We start from the raw sequence: 24,093 nt of genomic DNA, 5'->3' as shown, positions 1-24,093 counted from the left end.
GGCCGCCGCCTGGGCGATGGCACGGGGGTCGCCCGCGCCGCGCGCCTGGGCGGCGCGGTTGACGGTGTCGGCGGCCAGGCGCACGAACTGCCTGGCGCCCTCGAATTCGCGGTCCTCGTTCGACGACGCTTCCGCTTCCAGCCCCAGCGCGCTGCCCGCTGCCGAGGCCAGGCCGCTGCCGATCTTGGCCCCCAACGGGCCGCCGAAATAGCCGCCGATGGCGCCACCCGCCAGCGGGATGGCCTTCTTCGCCACGCCCTTGAGCACGCCGCCGATCGCCTGGCCCACGGGCGATTTGATGATGCCGCCCGCCACCGAGGCGGCCTTGCGCAGGAAATTGCCGAGAAACTGTTCCAGTTCCGCTTCATTGCTGACCGACAGCAGCTCATTGGCCAGTTCCATCTCCTCGGCCTCGGAAAACATGGCGTTCGACCCGCCCTCGCCGCTCCACTCGCCCTGGCCAAACTCGAACTGTTCCGCCTCAAAGCCGGACATCTCCTGCCCGTATTCCAGGGTCGTACGATCTATGTCATGCATGATGAACTCCTCAAAGTTAACACCTCGGTTGACACCTCAGTTGACACCACCGCGCCGGACCAGCCGGCCGCCCGGCTAACAATCGAGCACGACGATGTGCCCGCCCTCGCGGCGCCAGCGGCCAGCGTCCCGCCCTGGCGTGTGCGCCGCCTGTCTGAGCAAGCCTGGCGCCGCGCTGCGTGCCACTTGCAGCAAGGCCGTCTGCACGCGTGCCCCGGGTGCGCGCGCGCCCGCGGCGCCGTCCTGCGCCAGCGCCGTATTGACGGCATCGATCAGATGCACGACCTGACGCGCCAGTTCGAATTCCTTGTCTTCCGGACTCAGGCCTTCCAGCTCCATGCCGAAGATGCGCGCAGCGCGCCCCTTGAGCACCTGCGGCGCGCCCCCATGCAGGGGCAGCAGGGGCGCCACCACCCTGCCCAGCAGCTGGCGCAGCGGCCCTTCCAGCGGCGTGCCGCGCACGTGCTGGCCTGCCGCCGTGGCATCGAGCTGGCGCGCCAGGTAGGCGTCGAACTGGGCCGGCGCCTGCAGTTCCAGCAAGTGCGCGGCCAGCGCCAGTTCATCCTCCTGCTGCAGCGCCAGCATGCCCTGCGCTTCAGGCAATTCCATTTCGGGACGATAGGCGAGCAGGCGGCTGGTCATGGCGGGCTCCGGTGAAAGGCGGCAAATGGTCCATGCCTACCTGACGCAAGGGGCATGCCAGCGATTGCGGGAAAAAGCTGCAGGGGAAGACAGGGCGAACGGCGAATGGCGTTTCGCCGATGACGTAAAAACCATCGTTTCCGGCGAAGCGAGTTTCGTTGTCAAGATGAGCTTTCAAACAAGCTTAATCGGCAGGAATGATTACGTCGCCTATCCGCCACAGTGCCTGGAATCGGCAAAAAATATTTTTCATTTTCAAAAAATAAAGTTCGCTCTATGCCAGCGAAAACAGTGCAAACACCACTCCAACGTCAGTCAAAAGTAAACGTGGCCAACACGTAAATAGTTAATTGCAAACAGAATTTTGGTAGGCAAGCCCTACAATTAACGGGCCAGAATTTGATTGCCTGAAAGAAACTAAATGACCGACCCTACTTTGCGCCGTTTGCTGGCCCTCACCTTGTTCAGCCTGCTTGCCGCCTGCGGCGGCGGCGGTGGCGGCGACAGCAAGACCGGCACCACCCAGCCCCCCGACGTATCGGTGGTGCCGCCAACGACCACCGCCCCCGGCACCTCGCCCGGCGATACCATACCGCCGCCGCCCCTGACCACGCCGCCGGCCAATCAGGCGGCCACCTTCACGCGCGCGGAAGCATCGCGCTTCCTGGGCCGCGCCACGTTCGGCCCGGACATCGCAGCCATCGACGCGCTGGCTGCCAGCGATAGCGATGCCTGGTTCCGCGCGCAGTTTTCCAAGCCGCAAACCTTGCACCGCAAATACATCGACGCCAAGTATGCGGCCGCGGGCACGGCGGCCACCAAGGCCGTGCCAAACGACTTTTATGAATCGTTCTGGCAGCAAGCCGTGCGCGGCGATGACCAGTTGCGCCAGCGCGTGGCCTTTGCCCTGTCGGAAATCTTCGTCGTCTCCACGCAAAACGAGGCCGTGTGGCCGCAGACGCGGGGCGTCGCCAGCTATTACGACATGCTGGGCCAGTACGCGTTCGGCAACTTCCGCACCCTGCTGCAAGGCGTGGCCACCCATCCGATGATGGGCTTGTATCTGTCGCACCTGCGCAACCAGAAGGAATCGGCCACGCGCACGCCCGACGAAAATTTCGCGCGCGAAGTGATGCAGTTATTTACCATCGGCCTGTACCAGCTGAACGCGGATGGCTCATTGAAAATGTCCGGCGGCAAGCCCATCGACACCTATACACGCGACGACGTGGGCGGCCTGGCGAAAGTATTTACGGGCTGGAGCTGGGCGGGCCCGGACCAGGCCGCAAACCGTTTTTATGGCAGCGTGGCCGATCCGGACCGCGACTGGAAACCGATGCAGAACTATGCGGCGTTCCACTCCACCAGCGAAAAACGCTTTCTCGGCGTGAGCGCGGCCGCTGCCGGCGGCGGCGAGGCGGACATGGCGCTGGCCCTCGACACCCTGTTCAACCACCCGAATGTGGGCCCCTTCTTTGGCCGCCAGCTGATCCAGCGCTTAGTGACCAGCAACCCCAGCCCCGCCTATGTGGGCCGGGTCGCGGCCGCCTTTGCCAACAATGGCTCGGGCGTGCGCGGCGACATGCAGGCCGTGATCCGCGCCGTGCTGCTGGACCCCGAAGCGCTGGCGCCGGCCGGCAGCACCCTGCGCACGGGCAAGCTGCGCGAGCCGCTTGTGCGTCTGGGCAACTGGATGCGCGCCTTCAACGCCAAGGATGCGGCCTTGCAGTACCGCATCTATTACCTCAGCGATCCGCTGGCGGGACTGGGCCAGAATCCCATGAATGCGCCGTCCGTCTTCAACTACTTCCGTCCCTCGTACGTGCCGCCCAACTCGGCGCTGGCAACGGCGGGCCTGGTGGCGCCGGAAATGCAGATCACGTCGGAACCGTCCGTGACCGGCTACCTGAACTTCATGCAGGACGCCATCCGCGGCGGCGTGGGCGAAAGCCTTGCCGTGCGGGCCGACTACTCGGCCGAACTGGCCCTGGCCGACCAGCCGGCCGCCTTGCTGGACCGGGTCAACTTGCTGTTAATGTCCGGCAATATGTCGTCCAGGCTGCGCACGAAAATCCTCTCGGCCGTCACGAGCATCGCGATTCCCGCCGCCAGCGGCAGCAATGCCGCGCAAGTGACGACGGCCAAGACCTACCGCGTGCAGCTGGCCATTTTCCTGGCCATGGCCTCGCCTGAATACCTGGTTCAAAAATAAGGAAGCAGCATGACCATCACCTCCCATTTCTCGCGCCGCCGCTTCCTCGGTTCCATGCTGGGCCTGGCCGGCAGCACGGCCGCGCCATTCGCCCTCAACCTGGCCGCCATGGGCCAGGCCGCGGCCCAGTCCGCCGACGACTACAAGGCCCTCGTGTGCCTGTTCATGGCTGGCGGCAACGATACCTTCAACACGGTGCTGGCCACCGACACGCCGTCCTGGAGCGAATACCTGCGCTTGCGCAACACGGGCGGCAACGACTCGATCCACCTGCCCGGCGTGGGCGAAACGGGCGGCGTGCTGCCCATCGTGCCCGCCACGGCGCAGGCTGGCCGCAGCTTTGCCCTGCATCCCTCGCTCGCCCCCGTGAAAGACCTGTTCGACGGCGGCCGTGCCGCCATCGTCGCCAATGTGGGCACCCTGATCCAGCCCGTGACCCTGGCGCAATACAAGGCAGGCAACGTGGCGCTGCCGCCGAAACTATTTTCGCATAACGATCAGCAATCGACCTGGCAATCGGGCTTGCCGGAAGGCGCCAGCGTGGGCTGGGGCGGCCGCCTGGGCGATCTGCTGGGCACGGGCAACGCCAATGCCACGTTTACGGCCATCTCGGCCGCATCGAACGCCCTGTTCCTCAGCGGGCGCCAGGTGCGCCAGTTCCAGGTAGGACAGGCGGGCGCCGTGCCGATCCGCAATATCGGCGGCAGCGGCTATCTGTTCGGCACCACCCAGGGCGAGACGGCCTTGCGCGACATCATCAGCACGGCGGGCGACGACATGATGGAACAGGAACACGTGGCGACGGTGCAGCGCGCCATTTCCAGCCAGAGCGTGCTGAGCGGCGCCATGCTGGCGGCCGGCGCGGGCGGCGTGCCCAATCCGCCGCCCTACGTCAACCCGAACACGGGCGCGTCCAGTGTCAACCAGCTGGCCGTGCAATTGCAGACCGTGGCGCGCATCATCGGCGGACGCGGTGCCCTGGGGGCGAAACGGCAAGTGTTTTATGTGACCCTGGGCAGCTTCGACACGCATGACCGCCAGAAGGAGCTGCATGGCGACCTGATGGCTCGCCTGGCGCACGCGCTCGCGTATTTCGACGCGACCCTGGCCGCCCTGCAGGGCGCCGACGTGCGGCCCCAGGTGACGACGTTTACGGCGTCGGACTTCGGCCGCACCTTCAGCAGCAACGGCGACGGCACGGATCACGGCTGGGGCGCCCACCACTTTGTCGTGGGCGGCGCCGTGAAGGGCCGCGACATCTACGGCGCCTTCCCCGTCACGGGCCTGGGCCATGCGCTGGACGTGGGTTCCGGCGCCCTGCTGCCGACCACGTCCGTCGACCAGTACGGCGCCACCCTGGCCAAATGGTTCGGCGTGGCCGACAGCCAGCTGGCCGACGTGTTCCCGAACATCGGCAACTTCAGCCGGCGCGACCTGGGTTTCATGACGGCAGCTTAACCATTCACGGCGACCACCAGGGTGACGACGTAGCCATCCGCGGCGTTGCCCGTCACCGTGGCCATCTGCAGGCTGGTGCCGTCGCTGAACACATTGTCGGTGGCGTAGCTGAGCTGCGCCAGGTTGCGCACGCTGGCCGTGTAGCCGCTGGCCGTGTAGGCCTCGTTTAACGTTGCCATCGGGAACGTGAACTGCGAGGTCTTGATGCGGTTCGCGGCGCTGGCCGCCTTGGCCAGGCTGGGATAGACCTCGAAATGCACGTGCGGCATGCGCCCCGCGTAGCAGCCGGGAAAGATGGTCGTAAACGCCAGGTTGCCGGCGCTGTCCGTTTCCTGCACCCCGCGCAGGTAATTCTGCGCCGTCACGCCGCTCGAATACAGCGAATACAGGCCTTCGCGGTCGCAATGCCACAGGTAGACGGCATAGCCGGCCAGGCTGGCGCAACTGCCGCTGGCGTTGAGCAACTGCAACTTGATCGTCAGCGGCACGCCTGCCGCCACGCCCGTGGCGCCATTGAAACTGGCGCGGATATCGCTGCGCACCACGCCCGACTGGTTCAGCACGTTGATGATGCTGCCGCCATTCGTATTCGTGCCATCGGCCGGATACGGTCCCCCTGTTTCCTCGGGAATCACCGTGCAGGCGCCCGCTACCGGCTGCGTGATGGCGCCCGAGGCGCCGGAGCTGCCCGTGCCGGCGGCGCTGCCTGCGACCGTGGCGCCGGCGTCCGTGCCGCCACCGCAGCTGGCCAAAGGCACGGCGGCGGCGCCCGCCAGCAGCCAGCGCAGCACTTGCCGCCGCTCGGCCGCCTGACGTCCCATCATTTCGAGGTCGGATGCCAGACCGTGATCATGTAATTCCATAAATACTCCATCAAGTGGGGCAAGCCCGCCAATGCGGGGCTCAGGCTGGCGCACAGGAACAGTGCCTGCGTGGCCCGTTGCGCGAGCGCCTTCCTGACGGCAAGGGCGAGCTTGCGTTCCATGGTTCAGGCCGTTGTATTGACCAGGTTGCCGCTGGCGGACAGGCTGCCGCCCGCACTCGCCGCGCCCAGGCTGCCCGACAGCGCCTGCAGGAAACTGCTCAGTTTGCTACTGGTGCCCGTGCCCGTGCTGCCCTCATCGCCGCCCAGCGCGCCAAGCAGGCTGGCAAAGCTGGATTGCAAGTCCGTCACGCTGCTGTCCGTGCTGTCGCTGCCATCGCTGCTGGACGAGGATAGCTTTTGCAGCAGGCTTTGCAGCTCGGACTCGATATTGCCGGGACCGCCTCCGCGCGCGCCACCGCCGGGCGGCGGTCCCGACGGGGGCGCGCCGCCCTCCTCTTGCCCGCCGTTACTGCCACCGCCCTGCGCATGCAGGCTGCCCATCAGCTGGTGCAGGAAGGCGCCCAACGCCTGGCCCACGTCGCCGCTGCTACCCGTACTGCCGGTGCTGTCCGTGGCGTCGTCGCTGGCGCTGGCGTCGACCGACACGCCGATCGACGACAAGGCGCTGGAAATGGCGTCGAGAAACGCACCATCGTCGGGCTTTTGCGGCCGCGTGCCGCCGGTACTGCTGGTGCTACCGGTGCTGCCGGCGGTGCTGCTGCCGCTCAGGCGGCTGAACGCGCTCAGCTGGCTGGCGGCGCTGTTCGAATTCAAGGCACTGATGCTCATGCTCGCTCTCCTTGTCGCTTATTGGGGATGGCGCGGGCCGGGACGGCTGTCGCGCCGCTGCTGCGCCTGCTTGCGCTGTTCCGGCGTCAGCACGGCCAGCAATTGCTGTTCCAGCCGCGCCTGCTGCAAGCTGATCGCCGCCATGGCTTGCGCCGCCGTGCTTGCCAACGCGCTAGCCTTCGCATCGTCGTAGGCGCCGGACGCGGCCAGTTCGCGCAGCTGCGCATGGGCCTTGTAGGCGATCTTTTCCTGTTCCCGCAGCAAGGGTGCCTGGGCATAGGTGGCGGCGAAGACCTTGTCCTGCTGCGCCTCGCTCAGCTCGATGCCGCGCAGGAAGGGCGGCAAGCCTTGCGGGCCGGGTCCGCCCGGGCCGTGGCCGAAGGCGGGCGGCGGCCCTTCCATGGCGCGTGGCGGCGGGCCGTCCGGCGCCGGGGTCTGCTGGGCCAGTGCGACCAGCGGCATGCTGCAGGCGGACAGCAGCAACAGCGATACGGCGATACTCAGGTATTTCATCGGGCTTTCCTTTCGTGGCGATCAGCCCTGATTGTCGGCGTCTGGCGTGTAAAGCAACGTTAGGGCCGCGTAAAAGCGTGTAAAGGAAGGGGCGCGAATGTAAGCAGACGTATGTAAAAGCGGGTAAAACCGCCCTGAACAGCCCCCTTTGGCTGCTATCATCGGGCGATATTCACCCGAAAAAAGCACAGGCATGAGCAAGGTTTTGTTAATCGATGACGACGTGGAGCTGGTCGGCATGTTCCAGGAATACCTGACGCAGGAAGGTTTCGACGCGCGCGCCGTGCATGACGGCGAAAGCGGCGCGGCCGAAGCGCTGACGGGCCTGTACGCCATCGCCATCCTCGACGTCATGATGCCGCGCATGAATGGCCTGGAAACCCTGCGCCGCATCCGCGCCGGCAGCAACCTGCCCATCCTGATGCTGACGGCGCGCGGCGACGACACGGACCGCATCGTGGGCCTGGAGCTGGGCGCCGACGATTACGTCACCAAGCCCTGCACGCCGCGCGAGCTGACGGCCCGCATCCGCGCCATCCTGCGCCGCGCGCAAGCAGCGCCGCACGACGGCGCGGGCCCGGCGCCGCTGACCGTGGGCCAGCTGACGATGTGGCCCGAGCAACGCCGCGTTTCCTGGGCCGGCGCCCACCTGGAGCTGACGAGCACGGAATTCAACCTGCTGGAAGTGCTGGTGCGCCATGCGGGCAAGCCCGTGAGCAAGAATCAATTGTCCGAACTGGGCCTGGGCCGGCCCATGGCACGCTTCGACCGCAATATCGACGTGCACCTGAGCAGCCTGCGCCGCAAGCTGGGCAGCCTGGCCGACGGCCGTTCCTGCCTGCAGACCGTGTACCGTCTCGGCTATCAGTTGATCAAGGAGTAAGCGTGGGCCGTCTGTTCTGGAAGTTTTTTCTGTGCATCATGCTCGCGCAAGTGACGGCCACCATCGGCATCGGCGGCACCTTCTGGCTGAAAAACCGCGCCGCGCAGCAGGAGCGTGCCCTCGACATCGACACCAGCCCACCCGCCCAGATGGCCATCGAAGCGGCCAGCGCCACCCTGGAAGCGGGCGGCAGCAAGGCCTTGCAGCAATTTCTCGGCAAGATGGAACGCATGCGCGTGTTTGCCGTCGATGCCCAGGGACAAGAACTGATGGGCCGCACGGTTCATCCGGCGATACTGGCCAAGGCGCGCGCGCTGCTGGCGCAAGGCTTGCCCCACGCCGTGGTACGCGAGGTGGGCGGCAGCGACGGCGTGCGCTATCTGCTGTTCCTGCCCTCGTCCGTCCGCTTTCGCACTGCCGAGGCAGGCGCCGCGCGCGATACGCTCAATGCCGTCACCCTGAGCGGTCCCCGCGCCATGAGCGGCCCCCGTGCCGATGCGTCCGGCATGCCGCCGCCCCGCCCCGATTTCCAGCGCGGGCCGCCGCCCGGCCCCCGCATGGACAGCCCCTACCGCACCTTCATTCCGCTGGCCGCCGCCATCGCCGCCAGCCTGCTGTTCTCCTTCCTGCTGGCCTGGTATTTTGCGCGCCCCATCCGCGACTTGCGGCAAGCGTTCGAAGCCGCTTCGCACGGCGACCTGGCGCCCCGGTTTCATGCCAGCGGCAAGCGCGGCGATGAATTGACGGACCTGGGACGCGATTTCGACCGCATGACCAGCCGTTTGCGCAACCTCATGGATAGCCAGACGCGCTTGCTGCACGATGTGTCGCACGAATTGCGCTCGCCGCTGGCGCGCTTGCAAGCCGCCATCGGCCTGGCGCACCAGCAGCCGGACAAGATGGACGCCTCGATGCAGCGCATCGAGCGCGAAAGCGAACGCATGGACAAGCTGATCGGTGAACTGCTGACCCTGTCACGGCTGGAAGCGGGCGCCAGCTCTCCGCTCAGCGAAGACGTCGGCATCGCCGACCTGCTGCACGACATTATGGAAGACGCCCGCTACGAAGCGAAGGCGCGCCAGGTGGACATCGCCCTGGCGGGCGACGCGGCCATCGCCGACGCCGCCGTCACGGGCAGGCCGGAACTGCTGGCGCGCGCCGTGGAAAACGTGGTGCGCAATGCCGTCAAGCACAGCCCCGATGGCGGCACGGTGGAAGTGAATCTGTCGCGCCTGCATGACGGCAAGCAGGACCTGCTGCGCATCGCCGTGCTGGACCGGGGGCCCGGCGTGGCCAGCGCCGACCTGGCCCGCATCTTCCAACCGTTCTTCCGCGCCAGCAATACCCAGCACAGCACGGACGGCCATGGCCTGGGCCTGGCCATCGCTCAGCACGTGATCAGCGCCCATGGCGGGCGCATCGGCGCCAGCTTGCGCAGCGGTGGCGGGCTGTGCGTGGAAATGCTGTTGCCCGTCAAGACGCCAGGCTGAGCTATCATCAGCCTGGCGGCAGGCAGGGTCCGGGACCTCGTTAGGCCTGCGTATCGATGATGCTGCCCAGGGTGGACGAGCTTGATTTGGCCGGACTCGTCGCCGTATCGGCGCTGCTGGCCGCAGGCGTGTCTTGCTGCGCCGCCTGTTGCGCGGCCGCCGCTTGCAACTGAGCGATTTGCGCCTGCAAGGCCTGGATCTGCTGCGCCAGCTGCTGTTGCAGCTTTTGCGACGCCTCCGTCTGCTCGCCCTTCTGCGATTCCGTCAACTGCTTTTGCGCCGCCGTGATTTGTTTTTGCAGCGCCGCGATCTGCGCACTGCTGCCCGAACTGGCGCTCCCCGCCGCGCTGGCCGTGCCGACCACGCTGCCTGAACCGATTGCCGCTACCATGATGCCTCCTGAATGTTTCGATACCAAGGTTAACGGCAGGCATGGGCGCCGATGTAGTGCCGTAGGTGTAAAGGCAGGTAAAGAGCGCTGCCGGTACGCGCTCTTGCTCCTCGGCACAAAAAACTGGCACACTGGCGCTTCCCCAGCCACGCCTTGATCGGATCGCCATGCCCCTGCTGCCCGCCCTGCCCGACCTCGTGCCCCGCCAGCGCTGCGGCGTGATCGAGTTTCCCGTCCACCACATGCGCGGCGGCACGTCGACGGGCCTGGTCCTGCATGCATCGTCCGTGCCGGCCGACCTGGCCCTGCGCGAGGAATTGCTGCGCCACCTGATGGGCGTGCCCCAGTCCGGCCGCCAGGCGGGCAACCGGCAGATCACGGGCCTGGGACGGGGTGCGCCCACCAGCAACAAAGTCTTCCTGGCCGAAGTGGAACGGCACGCGGGCCAGCCGCGCCTGGTCAGCACCCTGGCGCAGCTGGCCGGCGAGCATGGAAATATCGATTGGAACGTGAACTGCGGCAATATGTCGTCCGCCCTGCAACTGTGGGGACTGGACAGCGGCGTGATCGAGGCGCTGGCCATCGGCGCGCACGACATCGATATCCGCAACACCAACACGGGCGTCATCACCACCTCGCGCATGGTGCGCGAACTGGACGGCAGCTTTACGGCCACCGGCATTCCCGGCGTGCCCGGCAGCTTCCCCCGCGTGGACCTGTTCCTGCAGCGACCCGCAGGCGCCAAGACGGGCAAATTACTACCGACAGGCAAGGCGCAAGACCAGGTGCACGGCTACGACGTCTCGTGCGTGGACGTGGCCGTGCCCATGGTCATCGCACTGGCCAGCCAGTTCGGCAAGACGGCGCAGGAAACGGCACAGGAACTGGAGGCGGATCCCGCTTTCATGCAAGCGATCCGCCAGGTGTGGAGCGGGGCGGGACTGTTGATGGGCTTGCGGCGGCGCGATGGCGGACCGATGACATTGGAAGAACTGGAACGCAGCGAAACCATTCCCAAGTTCTGCATCGTGGGCGCGGCTACGGGAGAGGGAAATATTGCGGTACGGTACTTTACACCTCAGGCGGGCCATGCTTCGCTGGCCGTCTCGGGCGGCTGCTGCCTGGCGGCGGCCTGCCTGATACCGGGCACGGTGGCGCATGCGCTGGCGCGCGGCGTGCCGCCCGTCGGGCAGGCCGATGCGGAGATCGAGATCGGCATAGCAAACCCGGCCGGCATCCTGGACACCACCATCGTGGCGCGCCAGGCAGGAAACGCCATCGCCATCCACGGCGCGGCTTACCGGCGCAGCACGCAAATCCTGCTGCGCGGCCATGTTCCCCTGTACCAGCCGTCAGCCGCGCTGAAAGCGTGGCTGCTGAAACAGCTGTGAGGTGAGGCTGGGGGCTGGCGCCCCACCCTTCAATCCATCAGGTCTTCGGCAGGGTCACGCCCACCTGGCCCTGGTACTTGCCGCCGCGGTCCTTGTACGACGTTTCGCACACTTCATCGGATTCGAAGAACAGCACTTGCGCCACGCCTTCGTTGGCGTAGATTTTTGCCGGCAGCGGCGTCGTGTTCGAAAACTCCAGGGTCACATAGCCTTCCCATTCCGGTTCGAACGGGGTGACGTTGACGATGATGCCGCAGCGCGCATAGGTGCTCTTGCCCAGGCAAATGGTCAGCACATTGCGGGGAATGCGGAAATATTCCACGGTACGGGCCAGCGCGAACGAGTTCGGCGGGATGATGCAATAGCCCTTGCCGGACACGTCGACGAAGTTGTTCGCGTCAAAATCCTTGGGATCGACGATGGTGGTGTTGATGTTGGTGAACAACTTGAACTCGTCGGCGCAACGGATGTCATAGCCATAGCTGGACGTACCGTAGGACACGATGCGGTTGCCGTCGCGTTCCTTGACCTGGCCCGGTTCGAACGGCTCGATCATGCCCGTTGTTTCCGCCATGCGGCGTATCCATTTATCGCTTTTAATCGTCATCGCAGGGGTATCTTTCTAGAATATCGGAATGGCGGGGGCCGCGCGCCTGGTGCAGGCGCGGCCCGAATGGCAGGATTTTACGCGAAAAACCGCCACTTTTGGCCCTTGCCCGCTGAAAATCCTTGCCAGTCGGCTAGTGTCTAGCCAACAGCGAGGTGATCATCTCGCGCACCACTTGCGCCGTCAGTTCCGGGTTTTCCATGGGAAACAGATGACCGCCCGGCACCTGGCGGAAAAACTTGCCGACCAGCTTGCGCGTGGCCGTCAAGCCCGCCTGGCGGCATTCCACCGATTCCGTGCCGCCGATAAAGCCGATGGGCACGGGAAAGCCATCCTTGACGAGGTCGCCGATATGGTGCGGCAGGCTGCGGTAGACGTCCGTTTCCACTTCGCGCGTAAAGCGCAGCTGCACCCCTTCCGGATGCGGCGCCAGGCCGCTGTCTATGTAGTCGCGCAACACCTGCGGTGCCCAGATGGCGAACATGTCCTTGGCGGCAAAGTGTTCATACGCGGCTTGCGCATCGGGCCACAGCTTGCGCCGCCGGGCGGAAAAGCGCGAAGGGGAAAACCGCTCGCCCAGCGCCGTGTTGCGCGCCAGACGCACCAGCATGGCGCGCCAGCCCGCCACCACGGGCGAATCGAGCAAGACCACGCAGCGCACCAGGTCGGGCCGCTGCTTGGCCACCATCACGCTGAGCATGCCGCCCAGCGAATGGCCGACGAGGATCACGGGCGCCGTATAACGGCGCTCCAGCTCGTCGATATACTCGCGCACCAGCTCGGGCCAGCCCGTGCTGACGGGGTATTCGGGGTCGTGCGCATGCATGTCGAGCGCCTGCACGTCGTAGTGCTGGCCCAGCAAGCCGAACAGCTTGCGGTAGGTGCCGGCAGGATAACTGTTAGCGTGGGCAAAGTGCAGTTGCGGGAGTGTCATCGTGGGACGGTGCCGGTGAATGCGATAGGCAATTGTAATGGCATGCCGGCAAGACGTATCAGAGGAAGGCCTCTAATTGCCCGCCCACGGGCGCCATGCCGGGCACGAACGAGGCCAGCACCGCACCCAGCTCGGCCATTGATTCCACCACGCAAAACGCCTCGTCAAACGCATGGTGCCGGTTCATGGGATTGCGCAAGACGATGCATTCCAGCCCCGCCGCATTCGCGGCGCGCAAGCCGCGCGGCGAGTCTTCCACGGCCACGCAATGGGCGGCGGCCAGGCCCAGGCGCTGCAAGCCCAGCTGGTAGCCATCGGGCGCCGGCTTGCTTTCGCCATACATTTCACGCGTCAGCACGAAGTCGAAGTGCGGCAGCAAGCCCGTGGCCGCATGGCTGATGCGGAAATGCTGCTCATACGCACTGGTGACGACGCCCATGGCCACGTGCGGGCGCAGCGCCGCCAGCACGTGATCAATGCCGGGCATGGCCAGCTGGCGCGCCTGGCGCAAGCGCTGCGCAAACAGCTCCGTACGCTCGGCGCGCAGGCGGTCGACCAGTTCAATCGCATGGCCCTGCCCCAGCAAGACATGCCAGGCGCCATAGTTATTGTCCAGAAACCAGTCAAAGAATTGCTTCGGCGTCAGGTCTATGCCGTAGGGCAAGAGCAAGTCGCGGTTGCTTTCGTAAAACAGCTGCTCGGTGTTGACCAGCACGCCATCGTTGTCCCACAGCACGCCCTGGATGGTTTTCATGGCTTGTTGTCGTTCAAAAACTTACTTGAAGAAGATGTCGTAGGACAATTTCACGATCAATAGCACCAGCAGCACGAGGAACAAAATGCGCACGAAGGCGGCGCCGCGGCGCACGGCAATCCAGGTGCCCGTCAAGGCGCCCAGGATGTTGCACACAGCCATGGGTGCGGCCACGGCATAGACCACGTGGCCAGCGGGAATGAAGAAGGCCAGCGCGGCAATGTTGGTGGCGATATTCACCAGCTTCGAGCAGGCCGAAGCGAGGATGAAATCGAAGCCGAATACGCGGATGAACAGGAAGATCAGGAAACTGCCCGTTCCCGGACCGAACAGGCCGTCATAAAAGCCGATGGCGCCGCCGATGGCGATGGCGAGGATGCGTTCGCGGGGGCCGATGGGCCGCGACTCGCGCATGCTGCCGAAGTCCTTCTTGATGAAGGTGTAGATGGCCATGATGATGATCAGCACGAGTACCATGGGACGCACCACCTGCTGCGGCACGTAGGACACGGCGGCCGCGCCGATGAACGACATCACGAAGGCGCTGGCAACGGCCGGCAGCACCAGCAGCCAGGGGATGTGCACCTTGCCCACGAAAGAGCGGGCGGCAAATGTGGTGCCGCAGGCGGAAGCGAATTTATTGGTGCCCAGCAAGGACGTCGACGCCATGTTCGGCATCAGGTTGAACAGGGCCGGCAGCTGTATCAGCCCGCCCCCGCCCACTGCTGCATCGATGAGGCCGGCAAAGAAGGCGAATAAACACAGCAGCGAGATGGTCAGCATGATAGGCAACAAGGAATGGGCGACAGCGGCAGTATAGGCGCCGTAGATTTTTCCGGATGCAACTTCAAATTGCGGAAAACGCAATCAGGCGTAACGCTTGACGGAATGCGCCCCGTGCGGTCTACTGGCCTCTTTTGCCGGGAGCGCGCAATGTCGATGAAACTGATGTGGGAAATCCGCGCCTTCTGCACCGTGGTGGAAAAACGCAGCTTCATCCATGCGGCGCGCATGCTGGGACGCTCGCCGTCGGCCGTCACGCGCGCCATCCAGTTCCTCGAAGACGCCATCGGCGCCGAGCTGATCCTGCGCACGCAAAAACAGTTCACCCTGACGACGGCCGGCGAAACGTATTACGCGTCGGCCAAGCACTTGCTGGAAACGCAGGCCGAGGCGGAAGATCAGCTGGCTGAGCTGAGCAACTCGCCGCAAGGCTGGGTGCGCCTATCGGCGCCGGAAATCCTGTCGCTGGGCTTTCTGCCGAAAGTGGTGGCGCAATTTTCGCGCGATTACCCGAACGTGTCGGTGGACATCCATTTCTCGGACAAATCCATCGACCCCATCCAGGAAAAACTGGATTTCGCCATCCGCGGCGCCTTTCCCCAGTCCAGCGAACTGATCGGCTATCCCCTGTGGAATTACCGCCGCTACATGTACGCTTCGCCCGGCTATATCGCCCGCATGGGCGCGCCCGAAGAACCGGAAGAGCTGGCCGGCCACGACATCATCATGCACTCGGCCCCCCGCATCCTGCGCGACTGGCATTTTGTTTCCAGCGAGCGCAACGTGCGCTACCAGGTGCAACCGCGTTTCCGCTTCACTTCGGGCATCGCCACCTTCCAGGCGGCACTGGAAGGCGCCGGCATCGTACGCCTGGCCAGCTGGCTGGCCGAACCCGCCGTGGCCGCCGGCACCCTGCGCAGGGTCTGCACGGCGTACCGGCTGACGTCGTCGAAAGAGCTGGACCCCAGCATCCATGCCGTCTACGGCACCTCGCGCATGGCCAAGGGGGCGCGGCTATTCCTCGAATATGTGCGGCAAAAAGGGATGGAAATACCGGATGAACGGGGAATCTAGCGCCTATTGCGCGACGATGACATCGCTATACACGGCGAAGTCGGCGTCATCGAAGTCAAAGGCGGCCACCTCGCGCATGCCCAGCCGTTCATGCGCGCGCAGCGAGCCGATATTGTCGCGCCGGATGAACAGCACCGCCTCCGCGCCCCCATGCTGTGCACGCATGGCCGCGTACAGCAGCGCCAGCAAGCCCTGTCCCCGCTCCGAGTCCGCAATGCAGACGGGACCGTAAACATAGGCGCGCTTTCCTCCCGCATACGCCACCAGCATGGCCCGCACCACAGGCGCTTGCGCGGAGGCCGTCGTCGCACTGAACAGCACGCCAACGACGGGCCCGTCCGCCACGCGCCGCGCCACGATGACGGGCGATGCGCCGTCCGCCATACTCGTCACCTTGTCGCGCGAAAACTCGCCCGTCAGGCTGCCGCCCTGCGAGGGGGAGTTGGCTTGCAGCAAAGCCGTGATGGGGGCGATGTCGGCGGCCTGGGCCGTGCCGAGAAGATAAGCGTGGTTGGAATGGCGCAATCGGGACTCCTCGGACGATGGTCAGGGGAGCGTAGCATGAAAGCGCTAGCGCCCATACCAGTAGCGCGGCCGGCTGGCCCGGTACTGCGTCACATCAATATCGTCCCCGAACGCCAGCACCACCGCCCCCGTCACATCCGTGCGCAGCCGCGCAATGCCCATGTCGCCATAACGCGCATACACCTGCGCCTTCGGATGTTTATAGCGGTTGCGGTGTCCCACCTGGAAAATCGCCAGGGCTGGATGGACGGCATTCAGGAACGCTGGCGTCGACGAGGTGCCGCTGCCGTGGTGCGGCGCCAGCAGCACGTCGGCCGCCAGTGCGCCGTCAGCAGAGCGCGCCAGCAATTGCGCTTCCTGCGCCGCTTCGATATCGCCGGCCAGCAAGATGGCATGCTTGCCTGCCGTGATTTTCACGGTGCAACTGCGGGCGTTCGGCTTCAGGGAAATGTCTGTGTGGCTGGCGGGCAATGGGTGCAGCATGGCAAAGCGCACGCCGTCCCAGGTCCAGCTTTGGCCCGCCATGCAGTGCAGATATGGCAGCCGGGCTTGCCGCCGGGCCTCGACGGCCGGGTGGCCGTCGAACAGGGACGAGGCCAGCCAGCCTACGCTGATATTTTCCAGCAGGGATACGGCGCCGCCCGCGTGATCGAGGTCGCTGTGGGAAATGATCACGCCGTCGAGCCTGGCGATGCCGCGCGCGCGCAGATAGGGCACGATGACTCTGCTGGCGCCATCGGAATCGAGGCTATAGGCGGGGCCCGTGTCGTACAGCAGGCGGTGCTCGTGTGTTTCTATCAGCACGGCCATGCCCTGCCCCACGTCAAAGGCCGTCACCCACAGCTGGCCCGGCGGCGGGCTGGACGGCAAGGCCGTCAGCAGCGGCAGCCAGCCCAGCATGCCGGCCCAGCGATGGGGCCATCCCCGCGGCGCCAGCAGCCATGCCGTGCCGAACAGTGCCCAGCAAAAACTCCACCATGGCGGCGCAGGCGCCGTCCATACGGCAAAGCGGCGCGCGCCCAGCCAGTCCAGCACCTGCGCCAGCATCTGCACGATGGCGTGTGCCAGCAGCAACAGCCAGTCGCACAGGGGTGCGGGCAGCAGGCTGCCCGCCAGCGACAGGGGCGTGACGACCAGGCTGATGACGGGAATGGCCAGCGCATTGGCGACGGGAGACACCAGCGAGACTTGCGAAAACAGCAGCATCGTCAACGGTACCAGCCCCACCGTCACCACATACTGCGTGTGCGCGCCCAGCGCCACGGTGGCGCGCAGGCGCCGCCAACGGCTGGCGCTCTCCGGCAACGGCGCCGTGGTGCGGCCCGCCGTCGCGTACAGCATGGTGGCGACGGCGCCGAACGACAGCCAGAAACCGGGCCACAGCACGGCCCACGGGTCGAGCAGCACGACCACGCCCAGCGCCAGGCACAGCACGTGGCCTATGCTGGTGATGCGTCCCAGCCACAAGGCCAGCGCCACCACCAGCAACATATACAAGGTACGCTGCGCCGGCACGCCGAAGCCGGCCAGCAGCACATACAGGAACGCGGCCAGCGCGCCGGCCAGCGCCGCCACCTTTTGCGCGGGCAACAGCAAGGGCAGTTGCCGCTCCGAAAAAAACGAGCGCCGCCACAGCGCGCCGGCGCCCAGTGCGAACAGGCCCGCGATCATCGTGATATGCAGGCCGGAAATGGAAATCAAGTGGCTGACACCCGTGCGGTTAAACACCTGCCAATCCGACTGGGGGATGGCGCGCTGATCGCCCACCACCAGCGCCACGATCACGCCCGCATACTGTTTGCCGTCCAGGCTGCGCAAGATGCCTGCGCGCAAGGCCGCGCGGCTCGCTTCCACCACATTGCCGAAGGCTGGCACGAAGGCCGCCAGGCGCACGTTCGGCGTGTCCGCGCGCGGCTGCGGCCGCACATAGCCCGTGGCGCGCACGCCCTGCTCCAGCAGCCACGCCTCGTAGTCGAAGCCCATGGGGTTCGCGTTGCCGTGCGGGCGCTGCAGCCGCACCGTGAGGCGCCAGCGCTCGCCCGGCTGCACGTCGCCCACCTCGTTCGTCACTTCATCGCGAAAGCCCGCATACCAGGACAGGGCAATCAGGGGCGGCACCTGCGCGCCAACGGCGTCTTCCACGGCAAAATTGAAGCGCACGCCCTGCTCGAAGCGGTACGGCAGGCTGGCCACCGTGCCGGTGACGGTGACGTCCTGCCCCTCATCGGCCAGCGCCAGCTGCGGCGCCAGGGCGGCCTGGGCCAGCCAGGCAGCCCAATAAAAGCCCAGTCCCACGCCAGCGGCAAGCGCAGCAATGGAACGCCAGCCGGAATGCCAGCCAAAACGCCAGGGCGCATGACGGCGCAGCAGCAGTGCCGTCAGCAGCGACATGCCAGCGATGGCCGCCAGCGCCGCGCCTGCGTGCGGCGGCAAAGTGGCCCGCGTCTGCAGCCAGGCGGCGCCAGCGGCAAAGCCGAGTATCAGGGTGCGCATGGGAGCGGGATGGTCGCCAGGTGCGAAGATAAGCATCACACTATAGAGCCAGCGCGGGAGGCCGGGCGGCTTTTCTGCCCTCCATCTGATCCAGCGCAACGGGCTAATGAGCGGGCTATTTAAATGTCAGCACTCGTCGCGGCAGGTAGCACGAGCACGCATCGTTCTGGCTTGCCAGCGAACGGTGGCCATCCGTGCGACTCTTGCGAAAACGGAACATGACGTCAAAGGTAGTCGGCTGGAATATTCTTCAGCTGTTCTCCCAGCGTCCAGTTAACTGGCATCAACGCGCTATTTTCCCAACGGATTCCGGATTGCCCCCGCTCTTATTGAAATTTCCTGGCAGCCGAACGCAGGCCATCCTGATAGCCAGGCTCCACGCCACAACCGGGACAACAATCAAACGGTGTTTCCTTCGCCCAGACCAAACGATTGATCGTTGGCGGCTATTCCGCGGCGCCGGCAGGCGTCCATAGGCCTGGGGCTGTCGTCAGCGCACCGCTGTACTGCATGCCAGGTGCATCATCCGGGCGCCTGGAGAATCCATTTTTCAGATAGAAGTCCGCTTTTCCCTCCGCACAAAAAAGCTGGATGTCATTTACTCCCAAAAAATGGCACCGGTCAACAAGCAGCTTCAGTAGCTGTTCGCCCAGACTGCGCCGCTGGTATTCAGGGTCCACGATCATTTCTGTAATGAATGCATGCAGCTTCCCATCTGAAATTGCGCGGGCAAATGCTACCAGCCTATCGTCATCATAGGCCGAAACCGAAGCCCACGAACCGCGTAGCGCGTCGGCATAAAAGCCAACATCGCGTTCAAGAGGGCCCCAATTCGTAGTGTCGTAAAGGTTCTTGAACGATTGGGCAGCTGGTGCTTCCAAAGAGAAGATAATGTTCATATATCAAAGTCCGATGAGTCGGTAGAAACCACCATTTTGAACGTTCATTTTCAGCTACACTTTGGGCATGCGCACGGTGCGCTCCACAAGGTTGTTCGTGAACAGGACGACATGCTCGGTTATGAACCGTAGAACGGCGTCGGCATGGAGCCGCAAACGTCTAGCAACTTGAAGGCAAGCGGCTGTTTGACGGCCCATTGCCTCCGGAGATCTTTAACACTTCGGCATCGAGTTGCCCGCTGTCGTACATGATCGCGCCACAGAGCGTACGGAAGGCGGAGACATCGCCGACGCTGCATGCAGCTGTCAATCACACCACCTGCAACACCAGCAATTTCTTGGGCTGATTCACCGTCAACGCGACGTCGGCCAGCGCGCCAGGCAAATCATGCAAAATATCAAGGGCAATGGCGAAATCCTCCTCGGCCTGCATCTGCATGTGCCTGGAGCCGCGCCATACGATCACGATATCCTCTTCCTGCAATCCCTCCAGTCCGGACCACAGGGAGTCGGCCAGCGCGTCCCAGCTGTGATATCCATGCAATGGGGGATCGAGTGGAAACGTGGCGCGTACGCCATCAAAGAACTGGGCTTTGGATGAAATATGCCCGGGAAAACAAAAGACACGCTTGCCATCGCTTTGCGCATCGAGCATGATTTTCGCCGCAGTGAGCTCATCTACAGCGAAAAACCCCGGGCTGCCCAACATGTCTACCCTCCTGTCATGACGTCCGCCGGGCGAAGGCACGGCGCGGATATTGCAAGCCTGCCATGCTAGCATGCCCGTCCGCGCCCTGGGGCGCCCTCTATCGGACCTCGCATGAACACGCCTTCAACTGCCGAAAAGTACCTGCAAGACTTTCATCAAAGGCAAGTCGGCGTGACCAGCGCCGCGTTTGCGCACTTGCCCGCGCGCTCCGCCCGCGGCACCTACGCCTCTTCCTATGCCGCGCTGACCAGCCTGGTGCCGGCCGTGGATACGCCGTTGACCGTGCTCGACCTGGCCTGCGGCGATGGCCACCTGCTGGGTTTGCTGGCGGCCCGGCGACAGGCGCAGCTGCATCTGGTCGGCGTCGACATGAGCGAGGCCGAACTGGCCGCCGCGCGCGCCGCCCTGCCCGCCTCCGTGCGGCTGCTGCCGGGCCGCGGTCAGGCGCTGGACCTGCCATCGGCCAGCATCGATTATCTTGTCTCGCACATGGCGCTGATGCTGATGGACGACATCGAACAAGTGGTGCGGGAAATGCGCCGCGTACTGCGTCCCGGCGGCCAGTTCGCGGCCATCGTCGGCAGGACTTTCTTACTGGGCGAAGTCAACGATGTTTTCATGCGCGTGTTCAAGCCCATCGCCAGCGACGCGCTGCCGCCGCTACGCTTCGGCGACCGGCGCACGGGGTCGGAAGCCGGCTGGCGCGAGCTGCTCGATGCCGGTTTCACGGAGGTTGAATTCGACGACATCGACGTACCGTGGACAACCACGCCGGGCGAACTGTGGGCAGCCCTGCGCGACACCTACGATATCGACCGCCTGGACGACGGCGCCAGGCAGCGCCTGCGCGGCGCGTTCATGGACGCCGTGGCGCCGCTGCACGCCGGTGACGGATTGATCGCCACCGGCTGGGGGTTGCGCGCCGTGCGCGCACGGGCAGCCTGAACTGCCATCGACGCCATGGCTTGCTGGCGTCAGCGGCAAGCAGCTACGATAGTGGCTGCCGCAGCGCGCTGTACTCCTCCTGTCAGTTGCAGGTTTGCTGGCAGGCGGACCGCTCGGCGTTGCACTCTGCTTGAGCGGTACCGCCAGCAACGCACGCCCGCCATTCGGCAGCGCAGGCGCTATAGCAGCTTGCCAAGGCTGGCGTCGCAGTCACCGCCAAACCGAGGCCTGACGCAAAAAGAAATGCAGCGAGCTTTTTATTCATGGTGTTCTCCCAAAGTCGGATGGCTGATAAATTCCTGCGCGCGCCATCCTCTGGCGCAGGATCACATACTCAGGTATGTCGGGTGTCATCGCACGCTGGCTATGCGCCAGCGCGAAGTAAAAAGTCATGCGGCCGCCAGCGCATCCTGAAGCACAGCCACATCAAATCCGTACATATCTGCACATATAAACGCAGCACGCCCCAGCCGATAGCCAGAATAATGTGGTACCTCACCTTCAATTTCAGATATGTTGAAACCGTGCCAGAATTTCCTCGCAAAAATCTGAAGCCATGATCAGCTCGCCATTATTAATTGTCAAGACAATTCAATTCATTTCCCGCCATCGGATAATTCCTCATGCAATGAAAACTGCAGGCGCAATACGGAAACTGTCCCACCTTGCTTCATTTTAAATCGACGGCGTGGCAAGGCGCGTTCAGCCATGCAGGCTGCTGCTGGCGCAACAGGATCGCGGCGACAATCATTCATTCCCGGACGCGCGCAAAAGAACACGTGCAACCTTGCATCCAGAAAAATCTGCACGCGATGCGAATATCATCACGGCGAGCATCAATAAAAACATACTCTTTGTTACCATCGACGCCACGGCAATTAAAATTTCACAATTAAATTCAACAAATCGAACACAATTAATAAAAATATATTTATCAAATTTCCAGTCGAATAAAAATTCGGCAGGATAAATCGATCAGCGCAAGGCACCGGATATCGCCTGTCCATTCCACGCTCCAGCAACGTCATTCGCCAGAATGGATGCGCTGCCTCACTACTTGCCAGGTGCTCATCCGGCGCAGGGAATCTTCCGTCCAACGATCAGCGCTCCTGCGGCAGCCACACCGCGCCCGGGAAAAATCTTTCCCCTGCGCACGGTATAATCGGCCTCGCTTACTTCGACGCCCAGGCACGACATGACTTCCTCCGCACTTCCTCCCGATACTTCCACCGACATTTCCGACAGCACCGAAGACAATAACGACGCCACCCTGGTCGCGGAACTGGGGGAACTGGCCGAGCATATCCGCCTGGTCAAGATGGAAGGCCGGGTCTTCGTGCGCTTTTCCGGCGTGGTCAAGGCGGGCCATCTGGTGGTGCCGTATGCGCTGGTACCAAGCCAGGGCGTACTGGCGCGGCCGGCCAAGTGGCGCAAGATGGACCGCGAAACCAAGCTGGCCCTCGTGCGCGACCGGGCCAGCGCGGCCGTCTTCGAGGAGCTGCGCCAGCACGTGATGGATTTCGTCGCCGATATCGCGGGCCTGAGCGAAGACGTGGACACGGACCCGATGGTCTTCCTGCATACGCTGGCCGACATGCAGACCTCGGAGCCGGCCGGCATGGTGTTCGACCGCATCCGCCAGCGCTTCAATCACGCCATCGAGCGCCAGCAGGAAGAGCAGCATGCGGCGCGCACGCGCCAGAGCATCAACCTGGCCGAATATCCCGCCTCGTTCGAGATGGCGCGCCGCCTGCCGCGCCGCTTCGTCGCCCTGCTGGGGCCCACGAATTCCGGCAAGACGCACCGCGCCATGGAAGCGCTGGTGAAAGCAAAGAGCGGCATCTATCTGGCGCCGTTGCGCCTGCTGGCCCTGGAAAACTACGAACGCCTGCAGGAAGCCGCGCCGCACGGCAAACCGCTGGCCGTGAGCCTGATCACGGGCGAGGAGCGCCGCGTCGTCGACGGCGCCACGCACGTGGCCAGCACGGTGGAAATGCTGGACACGAAAACCGTCGTCGAAGTGGCCGTCATCGATGAAATCCAGATGCTGGCCGACCCGGACCGGGGCGCCGCGTGGACGGCGGCCGTCTGCGGCGCGCCCGCCCATACCGTGTACCTGGTGGGGGCGCCCGAAGCGCGGCGCGCCATCGAGGCGCTGGCCGAGCGCCTCGACTGCCCGCTGGAAGTGCACGTACTCAAACGCATGGCGCCCCTGTCGATGGAGCCGACGGCCGTGCGCAAGGTGCGCAATCTGCGCCGCGGGGACGCCGTCATCGCCTTTTCGCGCCGAGAAGTGCTGATGTGGCGCGACATGATCACGGAAACGGGGCTGTCCGTGGCCACCGTGTACGGCAACCTGTCGCCCGAAGTGCGGCGCGCGCAGGCGCAGCGCTTCCGCGACGGTACGGCCGATATCGTCGTCGGCACGGACGCGCTGGCGATGGGCCTGAACATGCCGATCGCGCGCATCGTCATGACCACCTGTGTCAAATACAATGGCCGCGAGGAGGAAGAGATTTCGGCCGCGCTGGCGCGCCAGATCGCAGGGCGCGCGGGCCGCTACGGCGTGCATGAAGAGGGCCTCGTGGCCGGCTACGACAACGAAACGCATGAAGTGATGCGCGCGCTGCTGAAGGAAAAACTGCATCCGCTGAACACCAGCGGCTTTGCCGTGGCGCCCTCGCTCGAACATCTGCACCGCATTTCGTCGGTGACGGGCGAGCTCTCGCTGTCGAAACTGCTGCGCCGCTTCATCCACAATATCGACGTGCCGGACGGCTTTTTCTTCCCCCGCATCACGGAAGACCAGAAGGAGCGCGCCGTCTGGCTCGACACCCTGCCCCTGTCCGTGGCCGACAAGTTCACCCTGTCGCTGGTGCCGATTTCCAGCAAGGTGCCGTCCCTGCAAACGGCGTGGGAACACTGGGCGAAGAATCTGTCGCAGGGCAAGACGTCCACCTTGCGCCAGCACGCGTATGGCGGCGGTACGCAAAATCTGCAGCAGGTGGAAGACACTTGCCGCTACTACTCCGCGTATGCGTGGCTCAGCTACCGCCTGCCCGAATTCTTCCCCGATATCGCCGTGGCGCAAAACCTGTCGCGCGATGCCTCGGAACGCGTCGATTCCATCCTACGCGCGCACAATGCGGCGTCGCGCGGACGCTCGAAGAAGTTCAAATAGACCCTAGCTCAAACAAGC

General features: G+C 64.6%; 23 protein-coding genes and 1 pseudogene. 9 read left to right on the top strand and 15 right to left on the bottom strand.

Features of this window, described 5'->3' with window-relative positions; all coding sequences use genetic code 11:
* Both GCN75_RS23745 and GCN75_RS23740 read right to left on the bottom strand, forming a co-directional pair.
* Positions 1-537 (bottom strand): annotated as a pseudogene (locus tag GCN75_RS23745) (hypothetical protein); the annotation flags it as partial.
* Between the two features lie 75 nt (positions 538-612).
* The gene (locus tag GCN75_RS23740) at positions 613-1,179 is read right to left on the bottom strand and encodes a hypothetical protein (RefSeq protein WP_152284585.1); all 567 of its coding nucleotides are present in this window, start codon (positions 1,177-1,179) and stop codon (positions 613-615) included.
* On the opposite strand from GCN75_RS23740, the gene GCN75_RS23735 reads away from it, so the two are divergent.
* The 3 genes from GCN75_RS23735 to GCN75_RS23725 all read left to right on the top strand — a co-directional run bounded on the left by GCN75_RS23735 (position 1,178) and on the right by GCN75_RS23725 (position 4,849).
* Positions 1,178-1,504: a hypothetical protein gene (locus GCN75_RS23735; RefSeq protein ID WP_152284584.1), complete on the top strand. Its 327-nt coding sequence runs from the start codon at positions 1,178-1,180 to the stop codon at positions 1,502-1,504. The genes GCN75_RS23740 and GCN75_RS23735 overlap by 2 nt on opposite strands.
* 96 nt (positions 1,505-1,600) lie before the next feature.
* A complete protein-coding gene (locus tag GCN75_RS23730) occupies positions 1,601-3,391 on the top strand; it encodes a DUF1800 domain-containing protein (RefSeq protein WP_152284583.1) in 1,791 nt (596 codons plus the stop codon).
* Positions 3,392-3,400: 9 nt separating this feature from the next.
* Positions 3,401-4,849: a DUF1501 domain-containing protein gene (locus GCN75_RS23725; RefSeq protein ID WP_152284582.1), complete on the top strand. Its 1,449-nt coding sequence runs from the start codon at positions 3,401-3,403 to the stop codon at positions 4,847-4,849.
* Here the strand turns inward: GCN75_RS23725 and GCN75_RS23720 are convergent.
* Genes GCN75_RS23720 through GCN75_RS23710 form a run of 4 tightly spaced genes read right to left on the bottom strand, consistent with a single transcriptional unit; the run spans position 4,846 to position 7,016 of the window.
* On the bottom strand, positions 4,846-5,712 hold the full coding sequence (locus GCN75_RS23720; protein WP_152284581.1) for a dioxygenase family protein: 867 nt from the start codon (positions 5,710-5,712) through the stop codon (positions 4,846-4,848). The two genes, GCN75_RS23725 and GCN75_RS23720, sit on opposite strands and share 4 nt — an antisense overlap.
* The gene (locus tag GCN75_RS29320) at positions 5,670-5,834 is read right to left on the bottom strand and encodes a hypothetical protein (protein WP_193317625.1); all 165 of its coding nucleotides are present in this window, start codon (positions 5,832-5,834) and stop codon (positions 5,670-5,672) included. The genes GCN75_RS23720 and GCN75_RS29320 overlap by 43 nt, the downstream gene beginning before the upstream one ends.
* A gap of 3 nt (positions 5,835-5,837) precedes the next feature.
* Positions 5,838-6,503, bottom strand: coding sequence for a hypothetical protein (locus GCN75_RS23715; RefSeq protein ID WP_152284580.1), 666 nt, complete (start codon positions 6,501-6,503; stop codon positions 5,838-5,840).
* An 18-nt stretch (positions 6,504-6,521) separates the two neighbouring features.
* Positions 6,522-7,016 (bottom strand): Spy/CpxP family protein refolding chaperone, encoded by a 495-nt coding sequence (locus GCN75_RS23710; protein ID WP_152284579.1) that lies wholly within the window; start codon positions 7,014-7,016, stop codon positions 6,522-6,524.
* Between the two features lie 193 nt (positions 7,017-7,209).
* Between GCN75_RS23710 and GCN75_RS23705 the strand changes: the two genes are divergently transcribed.
* Positions 7,210-7,899: a response regulator transcription factor gene (locus GCN75_RS23705; protein ID WP_152284578.1), complete on the top strand. Its 690-nt coding sequence runs from the start codon at positions 7,210-7,212 to the stop codon at positions 7,897-7,899.
* Between the two features lie 2 nt (positions 7,900-7,901).
* Positions 7,902-9,389, top strand: a complete 1,488-nt coding sequence (locus GCN75_RS23700) for a sensor histidine kinase (RefSeq protein WP_152284577.1) — start codon at positions 7,902-7,904, stop codon at positions 9,387-9,389.
* Between the two features lie 40 nt (positions 9,390-9,429).
* Here the strand turns inward: GCN75_RS23700 and GCN75_RS29315 are convergent, their stop codons facing one another.
* The gene (locus GCN75_RS29315; protein ID WP_193317624.1) at positions 9,430-9,780 is read right to left on the bottom strand and encodes a FlxA-like family protein; all 351 of its coding nucleotides are present in this window, start codon (positions 9,778-9,780) and stop codon (positions 9,430-9,432) included.
* 167 nt (positions 9,781-9,947) lie between these two features.
* On the opposite strand from GCN75_RS29315, the gene GCN75_RS23690 reads away from it, so the two are divergent.
* Positions 9,948-11,171 carry a PrpF domain-containing protein gene (locus GCN75_RS23690; RefSeq protein ID WP_152284575.1) on the top strand — a complete coding sequence of 408 codons (1,224 nt, stop codon included), beginning with the start codon at positions 9,948-9,950 and terminating at the stop codon, positions 11,169-11,171.
* A 37-nt stretch (positions 11,172-11,208) separates the two neighbouring features.
* On the opposite strand, the gene dcd is transcribed toward GCN75_RS23690, so the two are convergent.
* The 4 genes from dcd to GCN75_RS23670 form a co-directional block, all read right to left on the bottom strand.
* The gene (gene dcd, locus GCN75_RS23685) at positions 11,209-11,778 is read right to left on the bottom strand and encodes a dCTP deaminase (protein WP_034755486.1); all 570 of its coding nucleotides are present in this window, start codon (positions 11,776-11,778) and stop codon (positions 11,209-11,211) included.
* A gap of 133 nt (positions 11,779-11,911) precedes the next feature.
* Positions 11,912-12,712: an alpha/beta fold hydrolase gene (locus GCN75_RS23680; RefSeq protein ID WP_152284574.1), complete on the bottom strand. Its 801-nt coding sequence runs from the start codon at positions 12,710-12,712 to the stop codon at positions 11,912-11,914.
* A gap of 58 nt (positions 12,713-12,770) precedes the next feature.
* Complete coding sequence (locus GCN75_RS23675; protein ID WP_152284573.1) at positions 12,771-13,466, bottom strand: HAD family hydrolase; 696 nt, start codon at positions 13,464-13,466, stop codon at positions 12,771-12,773.
* A gap of 21 nt (positions 13,467-13,487) precedes the next feature.
* The gene (locus tag GCN75_RS23670; protein ID WP_152258443.1) at positions 13,488-14,249 is read right to left on the bottom strand and encodes a sulfite exporter TauE/SafE family protein; all 762 of its coding nucleotides are present in this window, start codon (positions 14,247-14,249) and stop codon (positions 13,488-13,490) included.
* Between the two features lie 150 nt (positions 14,250-14,399).
* Here GCN75_RS23670 and GCN75_RS23665 point away from each other — a divergent pair, with 150 nt between their 5' ends.
* Positions 14,400-15,323 (top strand): LysR family transcriptional regulator, encoded by a 924-nt coding sequence (locus GCN75_RS23665; RefSeq protein WP_152284572.1) that lies wholly within the window; start codon positions 14,400-14,402, stop codon positions 15,321-15,323.
* Between the two features lie 3 nt (positions 15,324-15,326).
* Here the strand turns inward: GCN75_RS23665 and GCN75_RS23660 are convergent, their stop codons facing one another.
* From GCN75_RS23660 to GCN75_RS23640, 4 genes are all read right to left on the bottom strand, one after another.
* Entirely contained in the window at positions 15,327-15,848 is a 522-nt protein-coding gene (locus GCN75_RS23660) for a GNAT family N-acetyltransferase (protein WP_152284571.1), read from the bottom strand.
* Between the two features lie 45 nt (positions 15,849-15,893).
* Entirely contained in the window at positions 15,894-18,341 is a 2,448-nt protein-coding gene (locus GCN75_RS23655) for a DNA internalization-related competence protein ComEC/Rec2 (RefSeq protein WP_152284591.1), read from the bottom strand.
* 446 nt (positions 18,342-18,787) lie between these two features.
* Positions 18,788-19,240 (bottom strand): GNAT family N-acetyltransferase, encoded by a 453-nt coding sequence (locus GCN75_RS23650; RefSeq protein ID WP_152284570.1) that lies wholly within the window; start codon positions 19,238-19,240, stop codon positions 18,788-18,790.
* A gap of 310 nt (positions 19,241-19,550) precedes the next feature.
* Positions 19,551-19,949, bottom strand: a complete 399-nt coding sequence (locus GCN75_RS23640; RefSeq protein WP_193317623.1) for a barstar family protein — start codon at positions 19,947-19,949, stop codon at positions 19,551-19,553.
* 111 nt (positions 19,950-20,060) lie between these two features.
* Here GCN75_RS23640 and GCN75_RS23635 point away from each other — a divergent pair, with 111 nt between their 5' ends.
* Positions 20,061-20,894 carry a class I SAM-dependent methyltransferase gene (locus GCN75_RS23635; protein WP_152284567.1) on the top strand — a complete coding sequence of 278 codons (834 nt, stop codon included), beginning with the start codon at positions 20,061-20,063 and terminating at the stop codon, positions 20,892-20,894.
* A 1,195-nt stretch (positions 20,895-22,089) separates the two neighbouring features.
* Positions 22,090-24,075: a helicase-related protein gene (locus GCN75_RS23630; RefSeq protein ID WP_152284566.1), complete on the top strand. Its 1,986-nt coding sequence runs from the start codon at positions 22,090-22,092 to the stop codon at positions 24,073-24,075.
* Positions 24,076-24,093 lie beyond the last annotated feature (18 nt).

Source organism: Janthinobacterium violaceinigrum, assembly GCF_009208555.1.
In the GTDB taxonomy this organism is placed as follows: Bacteria; Pseudomonadota; Gammaproteobacteria; order Burkholderiales; family Burkholderiaceae_D; genus Janthinobacterium; species Janthinobacterium violaceinigrum.
This window is presented reverse-complemented; position numbering and strand designations above follow the sequence as displayed.